The sequence below is a fragment of the Algoriphagus zhangzhouensis genome (genome assembly GCF_900148515.1).
Classification (GTDB): domain Bacteria; phylum Bacteroidota; class Bacteroidia; order Cytophagales; family Cyclobacteriaceae; genus Algoriphagus; species Algoriphagus zhangzhouensis.
Genome location: NZ_FRXN01000003.1, coordinates 886310 through 908934, shown reverse-complemented (window position 1 = coordinate 908934; position 22625 = coordinate 886310). Strand labels below are relative to the sequence as shown.

19 protein-coding genes are annotated in these 22625 nt (G+C 39.4%); 10 read left to right on the top strand and 9 right to left on the bottom strand.

The window, feature by feature from the left end; translation table 11 throughout:
* The first annotated feature begins 154 nt into the window (after positions 1–154).
* The 5 genes from BUF13_RS14140 to BUF13_RS14120 are packed head-to-tail and all read left to right on the top strand — an operon-like array spanning position 155 to position 4375.
* Entirely contained in the window at positions 155–1390 is a 1236-nt protein-coding gene (locus BUF13_RS14140; protein ID WP_073572433.1) for a dihydroorotase, read from the top strand.
* The gene (locus BUF13_RS14135; protein ID WP_073572432.1) at positions 1387–1899 is read left to right on the top strand and encodes a DUF4199 domain-containing protein; all 513 of its coding nucleotides are present in this window, start codon (positions 1387–1389) and stop codon (positions 1897–1899) included. The genes BUF13_RS14140 and BUF13_RS14135 overlap by 4 nt, the downstream gene beginning before the upstream one ends.
* Positions 1900–1906: 7 nt before the next feature.
* Positions 1907–2455 carry a DUF4199 domain-containing protein gene (locus BUF13_RS14130; protein ID WP_073572431.1) on the top strand — a complete coding sequence of 183 codons (549 nt, stop codon included), beginning with the start codon at positions 1907–1909 and terminating at the stop codon, positions 2453–2455.
* Between the two features lies 1 nt (position 2456).
* Positions 2457–3419: a glycosyltransferase family 2 protein gene (locus BUF13_RS14125; RefSeq protein ID WP_073572430.1), complete on the top strand. Its 963-nt coding sequence runs from the start codon at positions 2457–2459 to the stop codon at positions 3417–3419.
* The gene (locus tag BUF13_RS14120; RefSeq protein ID WP_073572429.1) at positions 3419–4375 is read left to right on the top strand and encodes a glycosyltransferase family 2 protein; all 957 of its coding nucleotides are present in this window, start codon (positions 3419–3421) and stop codon (positions 4373–4375) included. The genes BUF13_RS14125 and BUF13_RS14120 overlap by 1 nt, the downstream gene beginning before the upstream one ends.
* Here BUF13_RS14120 and BUF13_RS14115 read toward each other — a convergent pair.
* Positions 4372–5136 carry a class I SAM-dependent methyltransferase gene (locus BUF13_RS14115; RefSeq protein ID WP_073572485.1) on the bottom strand — a complete coding sequence of 255 codons (765 nt, stop codon included), beginning with the start codon at positions 5134–5136 and terminating at the stop codon, positions 4372–4374. The genes BUF13_RS14120 and BUF13_RS14115 overlap by 4 nt on opposite strands.
* Positions 5137–5299: 163 nt before the next feature.
* On the opposite strand from BUF13_RS14115, the gene BUF13_RS14110 reads away from it, so the two are divergent.
* Positions 5300–6778 carry a TolC family protein gene (locus BUF13_RS14110; protein WP_170865149.1) on the top strand — a complete coding sequence of 493 codons (1479 nt, stop codon included), beginning with the start codon at positions 5300–5302 and terminating at the stop codon, positions 6776–6778.
* Positions 6779–6821: 43 nt separating this feature from the next.
* Here BUF13_RS14110 and BUF13_RS14105 read toward each other — a convergent pair whose 3' ends face one another.
* The 8 genes from BUF13_RS14105 to BUF13_RS20660 all read right to left on the bottom strand — a co-directional run bounded on the left by BUF13_RS14105 (position 6822) and on the right by BUF13_RS20660 (position 10404).
* A complete protein-coding gene (locus tag BUF13_RS14105) occupies positions 6822–6983 on the bottom strand; it encodes a type II toxin-antitoxin system antitoxin (protein WP_073572428.1) in 162 nt (53 codons plus the stop codon).
* A 3-nt stretch (positions 6984–6986) separates the two neighbouring features.
* Positions 6987–7478 (bottom strand): hypothetical protein, encoded by a 492-nt coding sequence (locus BUF13_RS14100; protein ID WP_134204477.1) that lies wholly within the window; start codon positions 7476–7478, stop codon positions 6987–6989.
* Between the two features lie 2 nt (positions 7479–7480).
* Complete coding sequence (locus BUF13_RS14095; RefSeq protein ID WP_073572426.1) at positions 7481–8329, bottom strand: SPFH domain-containing protein; 849 nt, start codon at positions 8327–8329, stop codon at positions 7481–7483.
* Positions 8330–8445: 116 nt separating this feature from the next.
* Positions 8446–9405 (bottom strand): signal recognition particle-docking protein FtsY, encoded by a 960-nt coding sequence (gene ftsY, locus BUF13_RS14090; RefSeq protein ID WP_073572425.1) that lies wholly within the window; start codon positions 9403–9405, stop codon positions 8446–8448.
* 91 nt (positions 9406–9496) lie between these two features.
* On the bottom strand, positions 9497–9649 hold the full coding sequence (locus tag BUF13_RS14085; protein WP_073572424.1) for a DUF4295 domain-containing protein: 153 nt from the start codon (positions 9647–9649) through the stop codon (positions 9497–9499).
* Positions 9650–9686: 37 nt separating this feature from the next.
* Positions 9687–9869: a 50S ribosomal protein L33 gene (gene rpmG, locus BUF13_RS14080; RefSeq protein ID WP_014020702.1), complete on the bottom strand. Its 183-nt coding sequence runs from the start codon at positions 9867–9869 to the stop codon at positions 9687–9689.
* Positions 9870–9901: 32 nt separating this feature from the next.
* Positions 9902–10144, bottom strand: a complete 243-nt coding sequence (gene rpmB / locus BUF13_RS14075; protein WP_026956535.1) for a 50S ribosomal protein L28 — start codon at positions 10142–10144, stop codon at positions 9902–9904.
* 104 nt (positions 10145–10248) lie between these two features.
* On the bottom strand, positions 10249–10404 hold the full coding sequence (locus BUF13_RS20660; RefSeq protein WP_166669836.1) for a C1orf53 family protein: 156 nt from the start codon (positions 10402–10404) through the stop codon (positions 10249–10251).
* Positions 10405–10476: 72 nt separating this feature from the next.
* Between BUF13_RS20660 and rocD the strand changes: the two genes are divergently transcribed.
* The 4 genes from rocD to BUF13_RS14055 all read left to right on the top strand — a co-directional run bounded on the left by rocD (position 10477) and on the right by BUF13_RS14055 (position 22622).
* Complete coding sequence (gene rocD, locus BUF13_RS14070) at positions 10477–11715, top strand: ornithine--oxo-acid transaminase (RefSeq protein WP_073572423.1); 1239 nt, start codon at positions 10477–10479, stop codon at positions 11713–11715.
* A gap of 69 nt (positions 11716–11784) precedes the next feature.
* Positions 11785–12441, top strand: a complete 657-nt coding sequence (locus tag BUF13_RS14065; protein ID WP_073572422.1) for an HAD family hydrolase — start codon at positions 11785–11787, stop codon at positions 12439–12441.
* Positions 12442–12770: 329 nt separating this feature from the next.
* Positions 12771–19388, top strand: coding sequence for a DUF6603 domain-containing protein (locus BUF13_RS14060; protein WP_073572421.1), 6618 nt, complete (start codon positions 12771–12773; stop codon positions 19386–19388).
* A 3-nt stretch (positions 19389–19391) separates the two neighbouring features.
* The gene (locus BUF13_RS14055; protein WP_073572420.1) at positions 19392–22622 is read left to right on the top strand and encodes a hypothetical protein; all 3231 of its coding nucleotides are present in this window, start codon (positions 19392–19394) and stop codon (positions 22620–22622) included.
* The last annotated feature ends 3 nt before the right edge of the window (positions 22623–22625 follow it).

Genomic DNA, 22625 nt, shown 5'->3' with positions numbered 1-22625 from the left:
AAGCCTCAGCTAAACAGCTGAGGCTTTTGTGTTTTATATTGTTTTTCAAAACATACAGACTCTTTGGTCTTTTTTTGACTTCAAATGAATTCTAGATCGTAGTTTACTTTTCATTTTTAGAATATTGTTGCAGTTTTGCATCAAATCAAGAATAATGGCTGTACTCTTCAAAGGTCTCAACCTTTACACTTCAGGAAAATTCTCAAAAGGGGATTTTATTTTTGATGAAGGTTCCTTAGAACCTTTTACCTCGACCTTTTCTGGAGAAATTGAACAAGAAATAGATGCTTCCAACTTATTAGGAAGTCAAGGGTGGATTGATCTTAGAACGCTTTGTGGTGAGCCTGGATTAGAATATAAAGAGACAATTGAATCTTTATGTGATTCTCTTCAGGTTAGTGGTTTTTCAAAGGCTGTTTTAATGCCTAATACTGAGCCTACCATCCAATCCAAAAATGATGTTGATTTTGTAAAATCAAAATCAGCTTCTTTTGGGCCAGAATTGTTAGTACAAGGTGCGGTTACCAAAAATGTAGCAGGTGAAGATCTTACTGAGATCTTAGATATGCATTATCAATCAGGTGTTACTTTATTTGGAGAGGGTACTACCGCTCTTTCCAATAGCGATCGCTTTTTGAAAGTTATTCAATACCTTCAGAAATTCAATGGGATTTTGTTTGATCATTCTTATGATCCACTTTTGGCTATTTTCGGTCAAATGCATGAAGGAGAAGTTTCTACTCATTTGGGTATGAAAGGAATTCCTAGCCTTGCTGAAGAGGTGGCAATTCATAAAAATCTAGAATTGATTCGCTACGCGGGTGGTCGTGTTCATTTTCAAACTCTAAGTACTGCTAAAGGTGTAGAATTGATTCGTCAAGCTAAAAAAGATGGTTTGTCCATTACTGCTGATGTATCTATTTACCAATTGTTGTTTACTGATTCAAATTTGGAAGACTTTGATTCCAATTATAAAGTAAAACCTCCCTTTAGAAGTGAATCTGATAAGCAGGCTTTGATTGAGGGTTTGAAAGATGGTACTATTGACGCTATAGTTTCCAACCACCAGCCTCAGGACTTCGACTCCAAATTTATGGAGTTTGATTTAGCAGCCTTTGGAATGGCTGGCTTGCAGACCTTTCTGCCAGCAATGAACGCTCTTATTGATGAACTAGGTTGGGAATTGCTTTTGGAAAAGGTTACGAATGGTCCTCAAACTGTATTAGGTACAGAAAGGAATGACTCTTGGACTATTTTTGATCCATCTGAAAAATGGATGTATGATCGTAAATCCAATAAGTCATTAGCCTCCAATAATCCTTGGTTTGGTCAGGAAGTAACTGGAAAAGTTAAATATGTTATTCAAAAAGGCCAGTTGATTCAATTATGAGCAAGTATTTTGGATCGGCCTATCAATTTGGAACATTAGGTGGAATTTTGAGTTTGGTTGCATTTGGCGTAATGTCCTGGTTACAACCAGACCCAACAAACCTCAACTTGATCTTCGGGTATGTGATTACTCCGGTTTCTATATTCCTTGCCTTAAAGTACTTTAAAGACTACTCCAATAACGGGTACATTTCCTTTTCCGAAGGGATGTCTGTTGGATTTGTTACCTATCTGATTATTGGATTGATTTCAGGTTTGGGAATTTGGATCATCTTACTGATTTTTCCTGATTTCTTTGAAAGTATCAAAGCTTCCAAGCTTGAAGTATTGGAATCAAGCAGAGAAACAATTGTGTCTCAAGTGGGTGAGGAATCCTATCAAAGTACACTTACAAATGTAAAAGCAATGGTTCCATTTGATATAGCATTAAACGATACTATTTGGAAAATCATTCCCGGTCTTTTTTTTAGCATTATTATTTCTATTATTTTGAGGAAAAACCCTAATTAACAATTTTATGGAAGAGCAACAATCTCCTTTTCAAGCTGCGCTAAAACCCGGATTAACAATCGGACTTGTTTCTGTCGCAATAACCTATTTGGCTTATTTTATTAATTCATCTCTCTTGGCATCAGGATGGTTTGGGTTAGTTGCTTTGGTTGTATTCTTTGCCTTGATCATTTACTTCGGTAAGCAATACAGAACTGAAATAGGTGGCTTCATGTCATTTGGTACGGCTTTCAATTTTAGTTTCATTACTATCATTATTTCTGGTCTTGTCAGTTTGATCGGACAAATTTTATTATTCCATGTAGTAGATCCAGCATTACCTGGTGTTTTGGCTGACGAGACTTTGAAGACCACTTTAGAAATGATGGAAAACTTTGGGGCAAATCCTGATGATCTTCCTGCGGATCAAATGGATGAGATTCGCGAAAACACTCAAAACAACTTCACAATTATGGGTCAAATCAAGAACTTTGGTTTTGGTTTGATCATTTACGCTATCATTTCATTGATCGTAGCTGCCATTATTAAGAAAAGAGATAAGTCTCTAGACTATTAAAATGATTCAAATCTCAGCCGTTATTCCCGTTTTCAACGAGGAAGAGTCATTACCAGAATTAACTCATTGGATTAGCCGTGTCATGAATGACAACGGCTTTTCTTATGAAATTATCTTTATCAATGATGGAAGTACGGACGGGTCTTGGGATGAGATTCAAAAATTAGCATCAACTAATGGCAATGTTAAAGCCATTAATTTTACGAGAAACTATGGAAAGTCTGCTGCCTTGGATGCAGGCTTTAAAAAGGCTCAGGGTAAGGTTGTAATCACTTTGGATGCGGACCTTCAGGATAGTCCTGATGAAATTCCGGGGCTTTATAAAATGATTACTGAAGACGGTTTGGACGTGATTTCCGGTTGGAAAAAGGAACGACACGACCCAATTACAAAGACAGTTCCTTCTAAGTTTTTCAATGCTGTAACCAGGTGGATTTCTGGAATCAAACTCCATGATTTCAATTGTGGTCTGAAAGCTTACAAATTGAAAGTGGTCAAGAATATCCAGATCTATGGGGAAATGCACCGCTATATTCCTTTGCTGGCTAAGTGGAATGGTTTTCCCAAAATCGGTGAAAAGGTAGTTCAACACCAAGCCCGAAAATACGGCTATTCAAAATTTGGAATCGAGCGCTTTTTAAATGGCTTTTTGGATTTGATTTCTGTTTCTTTTGTCCATCGATACAAGAAAAAGCCTATGCACTTCTTCGGTCTTTTAGGGACTCTGTCCTTTTTGACCGGTTTTGTGATCACCTGCTGGTTGATTTTTGAAAAAGTCTATGGCTTAAGCAAGGGTTTGAAGGTTCGTGAAATCGTAGATCAGCCTTTGTTCTTCTTAGCTTTGGTTGCTTTGATTATTGGGGTACAATTATTTGTGACTGGTTTCATTGCCGAATTGATGACTTCCAATCAATCCAAAGAGACGGAATACAAAATCGATGAAGAGCTGAACTTCGATTTTTGATGTTGTTTTCGGTTATCATACCGGTTTACAATCGACCTGAGGAGTTGGCGGAGCTATTGTCCAGCTTGGTCGGTCAGACTATTACCAATTTTGAAGTAGTGGTTGTGGAAGATGGCTCCAACAATCCTTCAGACACTATTATTGGTTCATTTCAAAAGGACCTAAATATCCAATACATTTTCCAAGAAAATACCGGACAAGGCTTTGCCAGGAATCATGGGATGAAACTTGCCAAAGGTGATTTTTTTGTGATTTTGGATTCTGATGTTATCCTTCCTTCGGATTATTTAGAAAAACTTGAAAATGCCATCCATACTCGGAAACTGGATGCATTTGGTGGGCCTGATGCAGCAAAGGATGATTTCTCTTCCCTTCAAAAAGCGATGGACTTTGCGATGACTTCCTTTTGGACTACAGGTGGAATTAGGGGGAAAATGAAGGATCCAAGTAAATACCAAGCTCGAGGTTTTAATATGGGAGTTTCGAATGCTGTTTTTGAGGGTTTGGGAGGCTTTGTGGACCCAAATAGAGGTGAGGATATAGAATGGAGTCTTAGAATCAAAAACGCCGGATTTAAGCTGGAATTAGTCGAGGAAGCTTTTGTCTACCATAAAAGGAAAAATACCCTTGAAAGTTTTGCTAAGCAGGCTTTTTCTTTTGGACAAAATCGTGTGAATGTGTCTAGATTCCATCCAGGTGCCATCAAGTTAGTTCATTTATTCCCCAGTCTTTTTCTACTTTTTTTGATAGCAACAGTAGTGGGCTTTATTCCTGATACTTTGACTCTGCAAAGGTTTCTTCTGGGTTTTTGGTCTGGGATGATCTTGTTGACAGCAACCCTACGGACTAGATCAATTTGGGTAGGGATCTTGTCATTGGTTTGTTCCATAGTTCAGTTATCGAGCTATGGGTTAGGCTTGCTTTACGAACTTATGGTAAAGCTATTCAAAGGTTAATTTCCTTTTCTACATACGAAAATAATTTCCTTTGAAGGGAGAGCATATTTTTGGATGATTCCCTGAGGGAGCTCTTTGACAAACTTGTTTTCTTCAATTTGGATCCCCGATTTTCTCAACCGTTCAGCATAATCATTCCCATATTTTCTCACATGGTCTCTTTGTCCAAAAATCCTTTCGCGCTCGGCAGGGTCTGTAATAGAATTGTCTTCTAAGGTCTCGGGGAGGTCATAGACAGGAGATTGTAGGATTCCCCACCCATTGGGCTTCAAAATCCGGTTGAATTCCTGACAGGCCTTGATATCACTGTCTACATGTTCCAATACGTGGTTGCAAAAAACGACGTCAAAGGAGTTTTCAGGAAATGGAATATCATGAACATCCATTTTCACCTTTGCCAATGGAGACTCTATATCTGCAGTGATGTATTCCAAGTTAGGCAACGCTTCAAACCTTTCGATAAAGCAGTGCTCTGGCGCTACATGTAAAACTTTCAAAGGAGCAGAGAAAAAATCAGTCTTCTCTTTTAGAAATAGCCACATTAGGCGGTGACGTTCAAGAGAGAGGCAATTTGGGCAAAGTGCATTTTCTCTGGCAATTCTACCATAGGGTAAGAACTTCTTGTATTCCTTTTGGCAAACTGAACACTGGACTCCAGTACCTTGATTACTCAATGCCAGAACTTTCATAGCCAAAGGACTTACTCTTTGAAGAATAGGCCTCGGAATGTATCGGATGACGAAACTGATTAGTTTTTTCATAAGGATTTCAGGCCGCAAGATAAGGAATCCAATTGGGAAGGGCAGGGGAAAATCAATCTGAAAATTTTAGGAAATTTAAGACCTGAGCGATTTTTAGGCATTGGGATTTGCATTAACTATCATTATTTTAGTTCGATTCCTTTTTATACCAATAAAAACCTCAATGAAAATCGACAGCACTTTTATCTCGATTCTTTTTTGTCTTGTATTTATCTCTTTTACGGCCCATTCTCAAAACTCCGTTACGTATAGTCTAGATCAAATGGTTCAGCAAGCAAAGGACCGTTCTCCAGCTGCATTAAGAGCCTCTACCAGACGAGAAAACAGCTATTGGCAATATCGTTTGTTCAAATCAGATTATAATCCCCAATTGCGATTGAACGGGACAATTCCTGGTTACACGAGATCTATCACTGGGGTTTTACAGCCAGATGGATCTATCGATTACCGAGGTGTCCAACAAAATAATGTAAACCTTGGGCTTGGACTTGAACAAGTGATTTCCGGCACTGGAGGGACAGTTTCAGTAAATACCTCCACCAATAGATTTGATAATTATTTAGCCGGCCCAGGTGATATCAAAACCCAATGGTCGGGGATTCCGGTCAATGTGCGATTGGCTCAACCCATATTTGCCTTCAATGCTTATAAATGGAATAAGAAAATTGAGCCACTGCTTTTTGAAGAAAGTAAAAGGGTATTTGTCCAAGAAATGGAAGAGGTCTCATTTAATGTGACTCAACTCTATTTTCAGTACCTCATTGCTCAGGTGAATTTGGATATCGCAACCCAGAATTTAGATAATTACGAAGATGTTTTTGAAGTAGAGCAGAAGCGATATGAATTAGGGACAACTTTTGAAGATAAATTACTTCAAGTGGAATTGCAGGTGCTACAAGCTCAGCAAGATCTGGCTCAAGCCAAATTGGATTTGGAAAGTTCTGCTCTGATGGTCAGCTCCTATATTGGATTGGACCCATCTACGGACATCCATTTATTGGCGCCAGAGATTCTTCCTGATTTCGAAGTGAATGTGGATGAAGCCATCGAATTGGCTTTTCAAAATAGATCTGAAGCATTGGAATTTGATCGTAGAAAACTACAAGCCGAGGCACAAGTAGCTGAAGCAAAAGGTCAAAGGATGCAAATGCAGCTTAACGCGAGTTATGGGTACAATAATGCTGCGTTGACTTGGGGTGATATTTATACCAATCCAAATTCTTCAGCAATTGTGAATTTGGGGATTTCAGTTCCAATTTTGGATTGGGGAAGGAATAAGGCCAGAATGTCATTGGCCGAGGCAAATCAGCAATTGGAAGAGTATACGATTCAGCAGGACTTGATCACTTTTGAGCAAGAGATTTTCACAAAGGTGAAGAACTTCTTGATGATCAGAGATAGGTTGGAAGTGACAAAGACTTCAGATGATGTTGCTCAAAGAAGGTATGAAATCGCTTTGAGAAGATATCAGACAGGAAATGTGACTATTACTGATTTGAATATTGCCCAAGGAGAAAAGGATACTAATAAAAGAGCTTATTATAATGCCTTGCAGGATTTTTGGTTGGCATATTATGAGCTGAGAGCTTTGACCCTGTATGATTTTGAAAATGACGAATTATTATACAATCCAGAAATCTAAAAAATAAATGAGGCTGTTAGGTATCAAGTAACGGCCTCTTTTTTTATTCACCTTTTTTAGGAAGCCTACCAGACTTTTTCAAAGCCTCTCGAATAATCCATTCCAACTGTCCATTGGTACTACGGAATTCATCAGCAGCCCATTTTTCAATAGCCTTCATGGTATTCTCATCTATTCTCAGTGCAAATGCTTTCTTACTAGGCATGATTTAGTCCTCCATCCAGTTTTCCAAAAAAGATTGTAATTCAGCTGTTTTTTTGGTTCCTAACATGATTTTTTTCTTTCCTCCCACATCAATCAAAATGCCTTGATCTCCGATGATGCTATAGGCTTTTGTAGTTCGATTGCCTTTCATACCCCAGCCTCCATAGTCTGAAATAGGACTGAATGTGATCAGGTTAATTGATTGGATATTCTCTTTTGGGATTATTCTCCATTTATTCAAAAATGGAATAAACCTATAATGGACTCCTTTATGATCAATCCTTGTTTGAAGTTGGATATTCATTAGAAGTAAAAAGGCACCAGACATAATTAACAAAACGAGTCCCAAGTGAAGGAAAATCTCATTATTATCCGTCTTGGAATTGAAAAGGATAATTGTAACCAAAACCAACATAGGGAGCTCGGTCATGAGTATTAAATACATGACCCAAGTCCCCCTGTAGTTTTGAGTTTCGTTAAAAACCTGGGTAGCCATTTCTATTGATGAAGAGTTCCTACATTTAGTACAGGACTTGCACTTTTATCTGAGCAAAGGACCACCATGAGGTTAGAAACCATGGTCGCTTTTTTCTCATCATCAAACTCTATGATGTCCTTGACTTTCAAGTCATCCAAAGCCATCTCGACCATACCTACAGCTCCTTCTACAATCTTTTGTCTAGCTGCTACGATCGCTGTTGCCTGCTGTCTCTGAAGCATAGCTGATGCGATTTCAGATGCATAAGCCAAGTGAGAAATTCTGGCTTCGATCACTTTGATACCAGCATGATTTAACCTGTCGACAATCTCAGCCTCCAAGGAATGATTCACTTCTTCCACCCCAGATCTTAGCGTTATTTCAGCTTCCTCATCTTCGAAATTGTCATAAGGATAAGAACCTGCCATCTTACGAACCGCAGCGTCGGACTGAAGATGAACGAAGTTTTCATAGTCATCTACATCAAAGGTCGCTTTGAAAGTGTCCTCGACTTGCCAAACAACGATCGTACCTACCATTACTGGGTTACCGATCTTATCATTCACTTTCAAAGGCTTGTTTTCAAAGTTTCTCACTCTTAGTGAAATCTTCTTTTTGGTCATAAAAGGGTTGACCCAAAAGAAACCATTTGCTTTTACTGTTCCTTTGTAATCACCAAATAGCAATAGGACCATTGCCTTGTTGGGTTCAACGATAAAGAAGCCTGGAATACAAAAGAAGGCTAAGATCAATAGTGGCGCTCCATAGATTGGGTTCACATTTAAGATCGTAAAAATTCCAGTGGCTATTGCGGCTAAGATTGTCAAAATCATGACGTAGCCGGATGTGGGTTTTATTATTTTTTCCATTTCAATATGATGTTAAAATGATATCATTATGAATTACGACAAAAAACTCAAAAGGTTCAAGAAAATGCAAAAAAAAAGCCCCGGGGATACCGAGGCTTACAATGAATTATTTCGAATTAGGACTTCTTTGTGAATAAAGAATCTACAAACTCCTTTCTGTTAAATATCTGAAGGTCAGTCATTTTTTCTCCGACTCCTATGTATTTGACAGGGATTTTAAATTGATCACTGATCCCTATTACAACTCCACCTTTGGCTGTTCCGTCCAGCTTGGTGATTGCTAGGGAAGTGATTTCTGTGACCTTGGTAAATTCTTTTGCCTGGATGAAAGCATTCTGTCCGGTAGAACCATCCAAGACTAGCATGATCTCATGTGGAGCGTCAGGAATGAACTTTTGCATAACCCGCTTGATCTTTCCCAATTCATTCATCAGGTTAACTTTGGTGTGCAATCTTCCTGCGGTATCTACGATAACCACATCTGCATTTTGCTCTACACCTTGCTTGACAGCGTCAAAAGCAACCGAAGCTGGATCAGTATTCATTCCGTGAGAAATCACAGGTACTCCGACTCTGTCTCCCCACAGGATCAATTGATCAACCGCAGCAGCTCTAAAAGTATCGGCCGCTCCTAAGATTACATTCTTGCCAGCATTTTTAAACATGTTGGCGAGTTTACCAATGGTAGTCGTTTTACCTACTCCATTGACTCCTACGACCATGATGACATAAGGTTTTTTGCCTTCAGGAATATCGAAATCCAAAAGATCCTGAGAATTGTTTTCCTCCAAAAGAGCTGCAATTTCCTCTTTAAGGATTATATCTAGCTCTTCAGTATTCAGGTATTTGTCCCTGGCTACTCTTTCTTCAATTCGCTGAATTACTTTGATAGTAGTATCCACACCTACATCAGAAGTGATCAGAATTTCTTCCAATTCATCCAGAACTTCCTCGTCTACCTTGGATTTTCCGACTACAGCTTTGCTTAGTTTGGAAAATATATTTTCGTTAGACTTTTGAAGCCCTTGGTCAAGACTTTCCTTTTTGTCTTTTGAGAAAAAACCGAAAATTCCCATACAAGATTTTTTTAAAAGTGGAATATAATGAAAAAGTCCCTGCTGACCGATGGACAGAGGGACTGAAAATCATTACGATGCTCTTGGCAAATTATTTTTTCAAGGTGTCCTGTACCGCAGTGGAAGGAACCATTTCTTCTTTGAAGGTGTATGCACCAGTCTTGTCAGACTTAACGGCTCTAATTACTTTGGAGTAAGATATGCCACCTTCTTTCTTAAGGGTTGCTACTACTTTCTTAGCCATGTCTTTGTTAGTTTATCGGAGTAGACTCCGTGATAAATTACTTAATTTCTTTATGAACAGTCACCTTCTTCAAGATAGGGTTGAATTTTTTCAACTCCAATCTTTCAGTAGTATTCTTTCTGTTCTTGGTAGTGATGTATCTTGAAGTACCAGGCATGCCAGAGGTCTTATGCTCTGTGCATTCCAAAATCACTTGTACTCTATTTCCTTTCTTAGCCATCTTTCTTTCGTTTTATATCGTCGTGACTTTGATTATCTGATTACAATCATTCCTTTATCCTGAGCATCTTTCAATACTGCAGTGATACCTTTTTTGTTGATCGTCTTCAATGCTTTAGAGCACACTTTCAAAGTGATCCATGCGTCTTCTTCAGGAACGTAGAAAGTCTTCTTGTGAAGATTTGGGTAAAATCTACGCTTGGTCTTGTTGTTTGCATGGGACACGTTGTTACCTACTCGAGGTCTTTTTCCGGTAATGTCACAAACTTTTGCCATGATTCTTTATCGTAATTTGAATGCGTTTCTGTAATGAGTCTGCAAATATCGGAACTTTTTGGGAATTAACAACAAAGGGATTTAAAAATATTCAAGATACTTTTTTATTCTTTGCTATAAGGGCAGTGTTTACACCCATTTCCGCAGCAATAGCCCCTTTTTAAATGATATTTTGCAGTGAAGACCATGAGCCCTTGCTCATTCATATAATAATCTCCTGCTTCCAAAGTCGGTAATTGTCTCTTCTTTCCCTGTTTCATTCTTTTAGCGCTAGCGCAATCACTATATTTGTGACTAAGGAATCATTTTAGAAACCAAAAATACAAAAAAACATGGAGACCATCACTTCTAGCAAGCAGGCAATTGCCCTTGAGGACAAATACGGAGCTCATAACTACCACCCACTACCAGTGGTATTGACTCGAGGAGAGGGAGTATTCTTGTGGGATGTGGAAGGGAAAAAGTATTACGACTTCCTATCTGCTTATTCAGCGGTGAACCAAGGCCATTGCCATCCAAGAATTAAAAATGCTCTAGTTGAACAGGCAAGCACTTTAACTTTGACTTCAAGAGCGTTTTATAATGATGTATTAGGGCCTTTTGAAAAATATGTGACTGAATACTTCGGTTTTGACAAGGTGCTACCAATGAACACAGGAGCAGAAGGAGTAGAGACAGCAATCAAGATTGCCAGAAAATGGGGATATGAAAGAAAAGGGGTTGCTGAAAACGAAGCAAAAATCATCGTTGCTGAAAATAATTTCCACGGTAGAACTACCACGATCATTTCATTTTCAAATGATCCAGTAGCAAGAAAGAATTTTGGACCATATACCAATGGGTTTATTAAGGTCCCTTATAATGATACAGAGGCACTGGCGGAAGCGTTGAAGCAACCAGGTGTTGTTGGCTTTTTAGTTGAGCCTATCCAAGGAGAAGCTGGGGTATATGTTCCAGATGAAGGGTATTTGAGCAAAGCCAATCAATTGTGTAAGGATCATCAGGTCTTGTTTATCGCTGATGAGATTCAGACGGGGATTGCTCGTACAGGAAAACTATTGGCTGTGGATCATGAAAATGTCAAGCCAGATATGTTGATTCTGGGTAAAGCGATATCTGGAGGTTTCTATCCAGTTTCTGCTGTTTTGGCTGATAACGAGGTGATGGATGTGATTAAGCCTGGTCAGCACGGATCTACTTTTGGTGGGAATCCATTGGGAGCCAAGGTAGCCATGGCTGCTTTGGATGTGATCAAAGATGAAAAGTTGGCTGAAAATGCTGAGTACTTAGGTCAGATCTTCAGAACTCGCATGCAAAAAGTAGTAGAGAAATATCCAATCGCAAAACTGGTGAGAGGAAAAGGATTATTGAACGCGGTAGTGATTAATGATTCTGAAGATAGCTCAACTGCTTGGGATATTTGTGTGAGACTTGCAGATTATGGTCTTTTGGCGAAGCCAACTCACGGAAACATTATCCGCTTCGCTCCACCTTTGGTAATGACTGAAGAGCAAATTCATGAATGCTGTGATATCATAGAGAAAGTGATAGCGGAGTTTGATAAAAAGTAAAATCCAATGAACTGATTTTGGGTCGCTTTCTGTTGTGTGCGGAAAGCGATCTTTTTATTTATTAATAGTATGAATCAAGCAGTAATATTCGATATGGATGGGGTGATTTGTCATACCAATCCATTTCATTCATTAGCATTCAAGGAGTTCTTTGCAAAGCGAGATTTGCATCCAACAGAAGAGGAGTTTGCATCTCACATGTATGGAAAAAGTAACTCCTATATAATGAGCCATTTTTTTGGGAGAAAAATCGAAGGTCAGGAATTGTTGGATTTGGAAGATGAAAAGGAAAGCTTGTTCCGGGAAATATATCAGCATCATGTAGATCCTATTTCTGGATTTTTGGAGTTTTTCCATGGCTTGAAAGAAAATGGGTATAAAACAGGAGTTGCAACTTCTGCCCCTCAAGCAAATCTTGATTTGATAGCAGGGAAATTGGATTTGTTCCCTCATTTTGGTTCTGCTTTGGCTAGTGAAAATGTTACCAAACATAAGCCTGATCCGGAAGTCTATTTGAAATCTGCAGCAAACCTTCAGGTAGATCCTGAGAACTGTCTGGTATTTGAAGATTCTTTTTCAGGAATTACCGCAGGTCTTAAGGCAGGAATGAAAGTAGTTGCAGTTTTATCCTCACATACAATGGCCGAGCTACCAGAAAGTCATTTTTATATCAATGACTATAGAGAGATTACACAGGATAAAGTCAAGAGCTTACTAGCAATTTAAACATTTCAATTTTTGTAAAATTCGAAATTTAAGAACACAAGGATTCATAAGAGCAAGCTTAAAAACTTGCTCTTTTTTTATTGCTTGACTCTGGGATGCAGTAACTTACAAGCAATGTGATTTCGTTGAATTAAAAGTGATTTATAACTAAAATGAGATTTATTGAATTTTGTATTTATAAAATTGTATGATATTATTTTTGCTTTAATAGGCTTGGATTGAAATATAATTTTTTAGAATAATAGAGGAGTATATTTTTTTATTTCTCTCGCAAACTGGTTAAATTCAGCAGATTGTGATTTTGTTTAATTTTTAGAAATCAATTTTTTATGGCTACTGTTAACTTGCCTTTTGAGTCTTTACTCACTGATATCGGTCTGGGACAACTTAAAAATCAATTGGATCAATTGATTGCAAACCCAGCGGATACTGCAGAAATGGTGTTTGAGCATTTGAAAGATCAGGTAGACTCTCCGATCAATTTACCGGTTGTCATTTCAAAGCCAGCTGATCAATATATCATCGAGGCTGCCGAAGATTTAATAGCCAATAATCAGGAATTTTTTCTTCATGAATTAGAGTCAGTTCTCAAGCAATTTAGAATCAAGCTGAATGATGCAGTGACTCAAGTAGATGAGATTTTGATGCAAGGTGAAACTCAGTTACAATCTCTCAGGGATCGTGTGACTGATGAGCTTTCGAAAATTCCCTACAGTATTGAGATTCGTGACGCAGGCGGAACTAATGAGTTTTTCATCAATCAGACAGGGCCGATCGAGGCAAAAATTCAAGGAGTTGAAGTAAATGTTATTTCTTCCTCTTTGGCTTTTACCTCGTCCAACTTGACTGCTCTGGAGCTTTCTATTGAGGCATTTTTACCAGGAATTCAAAATGAAGATGGCTCCGGCCCTCACCAAGTTACTTTGAGTATTGAGTTTGGAGCGGGAACCTTCACAGGCACTGCAGCCAATGTTCCTGCAGCTAGACTTCAAGGTTTTCAGGCAACAATAGATGAGTTAACACTTGTCATTCAAAATGGAGAGTTCCAGGCTGGGACTCAGATAAGCGGAGAGCTTGTTTTTGATTTTTTGGATGATGGACAAAATGGTCCCGGAAAAATAGATTTTGAAGTAGAACTCCTCAATAATGGAGATGTCAGGTATCAGGCTCAAAACTCAGAAGGGCAAGAACTGAAGAAAGGTAGTGTTTCGATTTTCTTTGAGCAGATAGAAATAACAACCCATCCAGCAGCAGCTGCTGATGTTTCAATAAATGGCTGGGCGGAACTTCCGGGAGTGGAAGATTCAAATACTCAAGAGCCGGCCAAGACCAATTTTGATTTCTCCTATGCTGATCCTCATTTTGAGTTTACAGGGACTAATTTCACCCCAATTCCATTAGGATTTGGAACGGCAACTTTCGACACAGTTTTTCTAAGAATACATAAAGATGGAAATCTTGTTCAGAGTACTTGGGAAGGTGATCTCGAACTTCCATTATTTTCAAATGGTCAACTGGGTTTTAACATTCAATTTAAAGATGCTCAGACTGATCGTCTGAAAATCGAGATTTCAGGAGGTCAACCAATTCAGCATGGAGGGTTTGTATTGGATTTGCAGACCTATGAAATGTTATTTGAGAATGGTGAGTTGCAAGATGTTTCTGGTGATGGAGAACTGACTATTCCTGAAATTACTTCCGGAACACCCATTCAGGTCGAATTATCCTACACGAAGGCAAGTAGCAGGTTGGAGATATCAGCTACGAATTTTGGCACCCCAGAAATAGTTGGTTGCCAAATTGATTTTGCTCAGATTCAATTCATTTTTCTAAATGGAGCCTTTTCAAGTAGTGCAATCAATGGTCATCTCAAATTACCGGATGTAACGGATGGGGCAGGGATTCTATTTGATTTGGAAATTGCCAATCAAGGCAATGACTATACAATTCAATTAACAGGAAGCCCTCAGGACAGTGTCTTGAATTTCGGACCTGTTCAATTGGAGGTAAGTTCCTTTGAATTGGAGGTTGTCAATTCTTTGGTTCAAAGTGTAAATGGAGCTGGTTCTATGCAATTGCCGGGATTAAGTCAGGCTTTTGTATTCACTTTTGATGTGACCATCAATGGTCCAACTACTACTTATGCAATTCAAATCAATGACATCGCTGCTGAGATTGGAGGGTTCAATCTAAGCTTTACCCAAATCAATTTATCCAGTCAAGGAGGTCAGCAATTCTCTGCAAGTGCTGTGGGAAGTTTGACTTTGCCGGTTTTTGAAGATGGAGGAGCATTGGATTTTGCTATTTCATTCGATAGAGATAATAATTATCAAATAGCTGTAAACAGCGGAACTCAGTTTGTGGAATTTGGAGATTTCAAACTCAACCAAGTTCAGATTGAATTGAATATTCAGACTGGAGTAATTCAAGACTTCACAGGAAGTGCTGGATTGCAGATTCCAGGATTCAATTCAGAGAGTGCGGTTTCCTTGGAATTCATCCAAATTCAAGACAGATATTTGATTGAATTGAATAATCCAGTCGATTTGGATCTTTTTGGAGGATCACTTCATATGGATTCCCTGGATTTTGAAATAAGAAATGGAAGTTTCTTTAGTGGCTTGGCATCCGGAACTTTTAACCTTCCAGATTCAACGGGTGGCGCAGGGATCCAATTTGAATTGACAATCGGCAATACCGGGAATGACTATACTATAGAATTGACTGGAACTCCAGATCAAAATACAGTGGAGTTTGGCCCTGTTTCTTTACAGTTTCAAAGCTTTAGCCTAACTGTACAAAATGGAGATCTGCAATCCGTTACCGGAGCAGGAGCATTGCAATTGCCAGGATTGAGCCAACCTTTCAATTTTAATATTTCAGTTGATACTTCTGATGCAGATCCAATCTATATTATCGAATTGACTGATATCACTGCCGATTTGGAAAGCTTCAATCTGCATTTTGATCAAATCAGAATTGAAAGTCAGGAAAGTCAGCAGTTTTCAGCTGCAGTCAACGGGGATATTACATTGCCAGTATTTGATGGCAGTCCGATTGCTTTCGATGTTGCCATTGCTAGGACAAACAATTACACCATTGCCATAGACGGAACTGGGCAGACTGCCAATTTCGGGATGTTTGTCTTGAGTAATGTTGCTTTTAGTATTCAGGTCGATAATGGCGCTGTCCAAAATGCAAGTGGTTCGGCAGGATTCCATATTCCTGAATTGACTCAGCCAGACACTCCATTTACAGTTGATGTCAATTATTCTAAGAATGGCAATGAGGATTTTTCATTAAATGCAACGAATCTACCTCCTGCCGATTTAGCGATTTTCACTTTAAATATCGCTTCCCTCGCCTTCTTGATCAGAAATGGTTCCTTCGAATCGGGAGATTTGACAGGTTCGATGACCATGCCATTTTTCACAAATGGAGGAGGACTGAATTTCACCTTTGAAGTAAGCAATGGAGGAAATAGCTATACAATCGAGATCACATCGACGGGAACTCTAGAGGGGAATGGCCTAGAAGTAAAAGATATTGATTTGGAATTGGTGGTGAACAATGGCTCTATGCAGTCTATTTCGGGATCCTCCAAATTCAAATTGCCAGGAGGAGATGATTTTGTGGACGTCTCGATTGCATATGATTCACCTCAAAATAAGCTAAGTTTTTCTGCTAGTCCACTACCTTCTTTTTCAATTGGAGGTCTGACATTTGATTTTTCTGAATTTGGATTCTCCATTCAAAATGGAAATCTAACTGATGCTGTTTTTGCAGGAGAATTGACCATTCCAGCTTGCGACGCACCTAATGATAAACTCGGGTTTAACTTCGAAGTGGCAAATGGCAATGATTACACAATTCAAGCAAATCCAGGAGGAGGTAGAACTGAGCTGAAGCTTGGGGATGTCAGCCTTTTTATAGATGAGTTTGATTTAAGAATCTTGAATGGAGACTTGGAAAGCATTTCTGCTGAAGCAGGTTTAGGATTCTCAGGTTTTGAGGAAGAAGATGGTTCTGGCCCTGCCGAAATCGGAATTGGCTTCAGCTACGATAAAGACGATAATGAATATGGGATTTCTCTTTCCCAAGATCAGAAAATCAAAATCGGCGGATTTGCATTTACCCTAAAAGAACTTGAACTCACTTTTACACCTGACAGTCTAGAATATCCTTTCTCTTTTGAAGGGGAATTGGAAATTCCAGGATTAAAAGATGATTCGGATCAACCGGCAAAAATTGAGGTTACTTTCAATGTGCCATCCGCAGGGAATTTTTCTGCTTCCATCGGCAGTTCTGCGGTATTCAATATTGGCTCGGTAAAGATTACAGTAACCGAGATTTCTGTAGTCAAAAATGGAGATGAAATAACAGTTTCTTTGAAAGGTCAACTTGAATTGGAAGGATTCAGTGGAATGGGAGGGGAGTCGACAACAATTGCTGTTGATATTGAGATTGATAATCAGGGCGCATTCCATGTGTTGGGAGAAGTAACTCCAAGTACAAATGCACTCAAAGTGCTGGATATTCCTAGTGTAGTCAGGATTTATCTGAACAAAATTGGATTAAGCAGAACGGCCGCTAATGAGTGGGATTTTATTTTGGGTGGATTGATCCAAAATCAAATTGTCATTCCTGGAATGGATAATCTTCTTCCAAGTGAGATTAATTTGAAAGATCTTCAATTTGGGAATTCCTTTGATATAGACTTAGACATTCGTTGGCCATCTGGCTTGAGTGTTTCATTTGGAGGAGCACAAAGTGAAGCCTTGATTCCTGTTAATGGGAAGTTCGGAAATGCCGTAAGCCTGGATGCCATTAAGATTACCTACAAAGATAATGGAGGAGCAGGAGTTGATCTGGGAGTCGCTTTCTCTGGAGCAAGTATCACTTTGGGACCTGTTGCAGCCTCTGTTGAAGGTTTAGGTATAGAAGCTACACTATCTAAAGCTACTTTCTCCAATGGATCACCTCAAGGAGATTCCAATTTTGGTATAGTCAATATTGATATTCGATTTAAGCCGCCAACAGGATTGGGAGTCTCCTTGGATACTCCTGTTTTCTCTGGTGGAGGATATTTATTCTTCGATAAAGATAAAGGCGAGTATGCCGGTGCGGTTGAGCTTTCCTTTATGAATCTTTTTGCGGTTTCTGCAATTGGGATTATCAATAGCAAAATGCCAGATGGCAAACCGGGAACCTCTGTTTTATTTATTGTATCAGTAGAATTCGGGACTGGAATAGCCCTTGGCTTTGGGTTCTTCCTGTCTGGATTGGGAGGAATTTTGGGAATTCACAGGACTATACAAGTTGAAAGGCTACGTGATGGGGTAAGAACTGGAACTATCCAGAATATTCTCTTCCCTAAAAACATCATTGCCAATATCAATAAGATTCTTACTGATATCAAAGAGGTCTTCCCAGTTAAAAGAGATCAGTTTGTGATCGGCCCAATGGCCGCGATTACATGGGGTGTACCGACCATCCTCAGAGTGGATTTGGGAGTAGTAATTGAGTTTGCAAGTCCAACCAAATTCGGAATCCTAGGTGTATTGAGAGTAATACTTCCTGATGAAAATGCCGCCTTAATCAAAATCCAAGTTGCCTTTTTGGGTATGATTGATTTCGAAAAAGGCATGTTGAGCTTTGATGCCAGCCTGTTTGATTCGAAGGTTTTGACTTTTGGATTGGAAGGAGATATGGTTCTTAGAATCGGTTGGGGAGAAAAACCAGACTTTGTCCTTTCAGTAGGTGGCTTCCACCCGAGATTTACTCCGCCTACTCATTTGGGTATTCCACCAATGAAGAGGTTGACTTTGAAGATTCTTTCTGGAAATCCTAGATTGACTCTGACTTGTTACTTTGCAGTTACTTCCAATACGGTACAGTTTGGAGCAGGAATAGACTTTTATTTTGGCGTTGCAGGGTTCAAAGTCGTTGGTGAGTTCGGTTTCGATGTTTTGTTCCAATTCTCTCCTTTCAGATTTATCGCCGATGCCAGAGCAAGATTGGCTGTCAAGGCTGGAAGTGCAACTTTACTCAGTTTATCACTTGAGTTTACTTTGGAAGGACCGACTCCATGGAGAGCAAAAGGTACCGCCAAATTCAAAATATTGTTCTTCTCTGTCAAAGTTAAGTTTGACGTTACTTGGGGAGATAAAAAAGATACCACATTACCAGATATCGAGGTGTTGCCTCTATTGCTCGAAGCAATGGAAGACATCCAAAACTGGAGAAGTGTACTTTCCAATCCAAACTCTGCCGGATTGCGCATGAAAGGATTGGCTTCAGAGGAAGAGTTGATTTTGACTCCAAATGGATCAATAGAGATCAGTCAGAAAGTTGTTCCACTTGAAGTGGAAATATCCAAGTTTGGTCAGTTTAAGCCGTCGGATTATACCCAATTCGAGGTGGTAAGTATTCAGATTGGTTCTTCTACGGATTCAAATCCATCCTATATCACTGAATCATTTGCGCCTGCGAATTTCTTGGATATCAAGGATAATGAAAAGCTTGCTTTGCCATCCTTCCAAGATCAAAATTCGGGAGTCAAACTGAAATCAACGGACACGCTCAAGACGGGAGCTGTTTTGGATAGAGATGTAGAATATGAGCAGCTGATTATGGATGAAGAAAATAATCTGTTTGCTGTTAATAGACTTTCGGCCCTAACGGGATTCAGTAAGCAAGAGACTACTTTCTTCAGTAGAACAGGAGCTGTGGGTAGATCTGCTCTTTCAGCCTATCAATCCAGAGTAGTCAATTCGAAGAAAGTTGAACTCAAAAAGCCAGGTTTTGCAGTAGTTGGAACCGATGATTTGAAAGTTGTCCAAGGAGCTCAAAAATTGTCCTACATGGAGGCAGTTCAAATTGCCAAAAAGTCGAGTTCAGGAACTCAGAGTGTACAAGTAGTAGCAAGTGATGTTTTAGCCTTATAAATTATGCCAGATTCTGTTTTAGCTAGTTATTCTTTTTTGCCATGGGTGCGCAAAGGCTTAGGAAATGAAATCATTGAAGCCGATTTTTTGGGGAATGCTATTCCCAACAATGCCGCTGTGGAGAGACCTGAAATTACTGTTTCGGTCAACTTGAAAGCCACAAAAGGTGAGCTGGAGCATATTCCCGCACCAGTCCAAAAAGTGGTCAAAGTTCAAGGTCCAGGAGATGTTTTGGGAGTAAATTCCAAATCTATAATTCGGGTTCATCCCAAAAGAGGGGTGGCTAATTTTGAAACCAACAACCTCTGTTATGTTGAGTTCTACGAGGAAGACCTTCCTTGGAGATTTACTCCGGCTAAGGCTGTTGGCAATAAGCTTAGGCCTTGGTTGGCCCTGATCGTATTGAAGGAAAATGAATTTGAGAAAAGCACTGGAGGAACTCCGACACCTTTTATTAATATAACCAACGATGCTTTGCCAAAGGCTTTTTGTAATGAAAAGGACACTTTTGCTTTAGCGCATGTGCATGTATTGGAAGATTTAGGAGATAATCCTGCAAATGCGGCAAGTCAATTAGCTGGGAAATTGGCAAAGAATCCTGATTTGGCACTTTCTAGAGTGCTGTGTCCGAGAAAGCTGGAGTATACAGCTCCCAATCCAAGTTTGGACTTTGATCCCAATGTGTACCATGCTTTTTTAATTCCGGCTTTTGAAACGGGCAGATTGGCAGGTTTGGGTTTGGACACTGAAGGAATTCCTGCACAAAAATCTTCTTGGACTAGATCTGCGATTTCGGGAGGAACAAACCCATCCAGTTATCCTTATTATTTCACTTGGTCTTTTAAAGTGGATGAAGGAGGGGATTTTGAAAGCCTTGCTGAGCTACTTGAGGCTCGTGAGCTCCCAGAAAACATTGGCAAGCGAGAGATGGAGATGAAGGAGTTGGGATTTGGAATCAAACCTATTGGAGATGATGCTTTAGGATTTGTGGAAGGTGCCATGAGACATCCCAATTACCAAACGGCTCCATGGCCAATGAGTAATATGGATTTGAAAAAGCAATTGCTGGATGTTTTGAATCTCTCGATGGATTTGCAAGACACAGTCCCATTGGTGAATCCTTCATTTTTTTATTCTCCGATTGTTGAAGAGGACCCGATTATCACTCCTCCGATTTATGGGAAAATGCACAAAGGAATCCTGAAGCTTCAGGCAAATAGTAATGATTGGATTCATAAGATTAACCTTCATCCGAGTTACAGATCTGCGGCAGGTCTTGGAGTTCAGGTGGTCCAAAAGCATCAGGACAAATTTATGGAAATGGCTTGGGAGCAGATTGGTGAAATCAATGAAGCAAATCAGAAGATCCGTGAGAGTGAGTTGATGAAAAGAGCTACCAAGGCTTTAGCTGCAAAAAAAGTATTCAAACTTCAAAGTATGGATCTGATCAATGCCGCAGGAAAGGCATTTGAAATGATGAAGTTTGATGCGAATACAACTATCAAAATGGAAATCAAAAAATCGACTGTTCCGACTGCTATTAGGTCTGGGACCTTCCTAAAAGTTGCCAATAATTTTACGCCTACAGCATTAATGAACAATGGTGTAGATGGAGCATTGGAAATCCTGAATCCTACTTTCTTTCAAAAGCTTAACGTTAAAGAGGGTAATGCAGGCAAAATATCTGCCGCTCCAAGTAAATCAGAGCCGAAAATTGTTTTACCTACTTTGAATGCTTTTGAGGCGATCAATAGTGTGGTGTTAGATCCTCCTGTCTCATTTATGGAGCATCTTGCCAATGCAATTCTAAAATTCCCAAATGTCTCTTTTACCACAATCCAAGTATTGCCTCATCTTCCAGGAGATTTTGAAGCGGATGAGGTTGAAAGAGCTACAGCTATATTGAATGGAATCAAGCAAAAAAGCATGGATGGGATTAATAGGATGCTTAAAGTAGATCCTAAGGTCTTTGATGAAAGAATAAGCGAGAATTTTCAGCAAGGGCTTTACGGGCCTTCCGATCAAGTATGGTTTATCAAAGATTCAGCTCCTGTCCCTGAGCCACTTCAATTCGTTCATAGCGAAATCGTCAAAAGCAGACAAGACTATCTTTCAAGCTTTCAGACCAAGTTCATATCCAAGGTAAATAATGTGAATTTGGTCAAGGTTTTCAAAAAGCCTGTCAAGCCAGTTTTAGCAGTTAATTTTTTAGATCAGATCAAGGTCAAACTGAACCCAGTATTCAATTTTGATCGGAAGTTGTCTTCCTTTTTCATGGCCCGATATGCCAATAATAATAAGCCAATCATGGCATATCCGAGATTCCCGATTCCGGTTTATGATTATTTGAAAGAGATTTCTCCAGATTATATCATTCCTAATATTTCAGAAATAGAACCCAATACCATCACTTTGATGGAAACCAATAGAGAGTTTATCGAATCATTCATGATGGGAATGAATCATGAGTTCTCCAGAGAATTACTTTGGAGAGAATTTCCTACAGATATGAGGGGGAGTTACTTCCGCCACTTCTGGGAATACGACAATGACCCAATGAATGATGTTGAATTAGGAGAAGACTATGATGCCTACGTGGATGCAATGCTTGCCAATCAAAATGCAAGAGCAGACATCAAGGAAATTCATAATTGGAATAAACCTTTGGGGCAAAATGAGGAGAAACCAGGTCCTGATTTGGTATTGTTGATTAAAGGAGATTTACTAAGAAAATACCCGAATACATTGGTCTATGCCCAAAAGGCAAAATACAAAAATGGAAATCCTGCATTACAGCGAGAATTGACTGATTATGATACTCCAGGAAATGTGATGTGGCCTGTAATTACTGGGACTATTGAGCCTGATGTTTATTTCTTTGGATTTGAGCTGTCCCAGGAGGAAGCTAATGGAAACCGCACGAATAATCCGGGTTGGTTTTTTGTTTTGAGAGAAAGACCGGGACAAGTCAGTTTTGGATTGGATGATTTGGGAGAAGGTCAATTGGATACCACTCCAGATAATTGGAATCAAGTTACTTGGTCGAATATCACAGGAGATCCTACAACAACTCCTCCGTATTTGAAAATCAATGGGGTGACGATTAATCTGAGTCCTGGTGGAACAGGCCCGCGTGCTGCCCAATGGGGTGGGAGCAGCAGTGATATGGCCTATATTCTTTATCAATCCCCAATTCTTTTTGCACGTCATGCTTCAACCATGCTAACCGATTAAGCG

Excerpts from the sequence above, each read along its gene's own strand:
- BUF13_RS14085 (WP_073572424.1), bottom strand. The coding sequence starts at position 9,649 with ATGGCTAAGAAAGTAGTAGCAACCCTTAAGAAAGAAGGTGGCATATCT.
- BUF13_RS14120 (WP_073572429.1), top strand. The coding sequence starts at position 3,419 with ATGTTGTTTTCGGTTATCATACCGGTTTACAATCGACCTGAGGAGTTG.
- BUF13_RS14130 (WP_073572431.1), top strand. The coding sequence starts at position 1,907 with ATGGAAGAGCAACAATCTCCTTTTCAAGCTGCGCTAAAACCCGGATTA.
- BUF13_RS14055 (WP_073572420.1), top strand. The coding sequence starts at position 19,392 with ATGCCAGATTCTGTTTTAGCTAGTTATTCTTTTTTGCCATGGGTGCGC.
- BUF13_RS14110 (WP_170865149.1), top strand. The coding sequence starts at position 5,300 with ATGAAAATCGACAGCACTTTTATCTCGATTCTTTTTTGTCTTGTATTT.
- rocD (WP_073572423.1), top strand. The coding sequence starts at position 10,477 with ATGGAGACCATCACTTCTAGCAAGCAGGCAATTGCCCTTGAGGACAAA.
- BUF13_RS14105 (WP_073572428.1), bottom strand. The coding sequence starts at position 6,983 with ATGCCTAGTAAGAAAGCATTTGCACTGAGAATAGATGAGAATACCATG.
- BUF13_RS14065 (WP_073572422.1), top strand. The coding sequence starts at position 11,785 with ATGAATCAAGCAGTAATATTCGATATGGATGGGGTGATTTGTCATACC.
- BUF13_RS14060 (WP_073572421.1), top strand. The coding sequence starts at position 12,771 with ATGGCTACTGTTAACTTGCCTTTTGAGTCTTTACTCACTGATATCGGT.
- BUF13_RS14100 (WP_134204477.1), bottom strand. The coding sequence starts at position 7,478 with ATGGCTACCCAGGTTTTTAACGAAACTCAAAACTACAGGGGGACTTGG.
- BUF13_RS14095 (WP_073572426.1), bottom strand. The coding sequence starts at position 8,329 with ATGGAAAAAATAATAAAACCCACATCCGGCTACGTCATGATTTTGACA.
- BUF13_RS14125 (WP_073572430.1), top strand. The coding sequence starts at position 2,457 with ATGATTCAAATCTCAGCCGTTATTCCCGTTTTCAACGAGGAAGAGTCA.
- BUF13_RS14140 (WP_073572433.1), top strand. The coding sequence starts at position 155 with ATGGCTGTACTCTTCAAAGGTCTCAACCTTTACACTTCAGGAAAATTC.
- rpmG (WP_014020702.1), bottom strand. The coding sequence starts at position 9,869 with ATGGCTAAGAAAGGAAATAGAGTACAAGTGATTTTGGAATGCACAGAG.
- ftsY (WP_073572425.1), bottom strand. The coding sequence starts at position 9,405 with ATGGGAATTTTCGGTTTTTTCTCAAAAGACAAAAAGGAAAGTCTTGAC.
- BUF13_RS20660 (WP_166669836.1), bottom strand. The coding sequence starts at position 10,404 with ATGAAACAGGGAAAGAAGAGACAATTACCGACTTTGGAAGCAGGAGAT.
- rpmB (WP_026956535.1), bottom strand. The coding sequence starts at position 10,144 with ATGGCAAAAGTTTGTGACATTACCGGAAAAAGACCTCGAGTAGGTAAC.
- BUF13_RS14135 (WP_073572432.1), top strand. The coding sequence starts at position 1,387 with ATGAGCAAGTATTTTGGATCGGCCTATCAATTTGGAACATTAGGTGGA.
- BUF13_RS14115 (WP_073572485.1), bottom strand. The coding sequence starts at position 5,136 with ATGAAAAAACTAATCAGTTTCGTCATCCGATACATTCCGAGGCCTATT.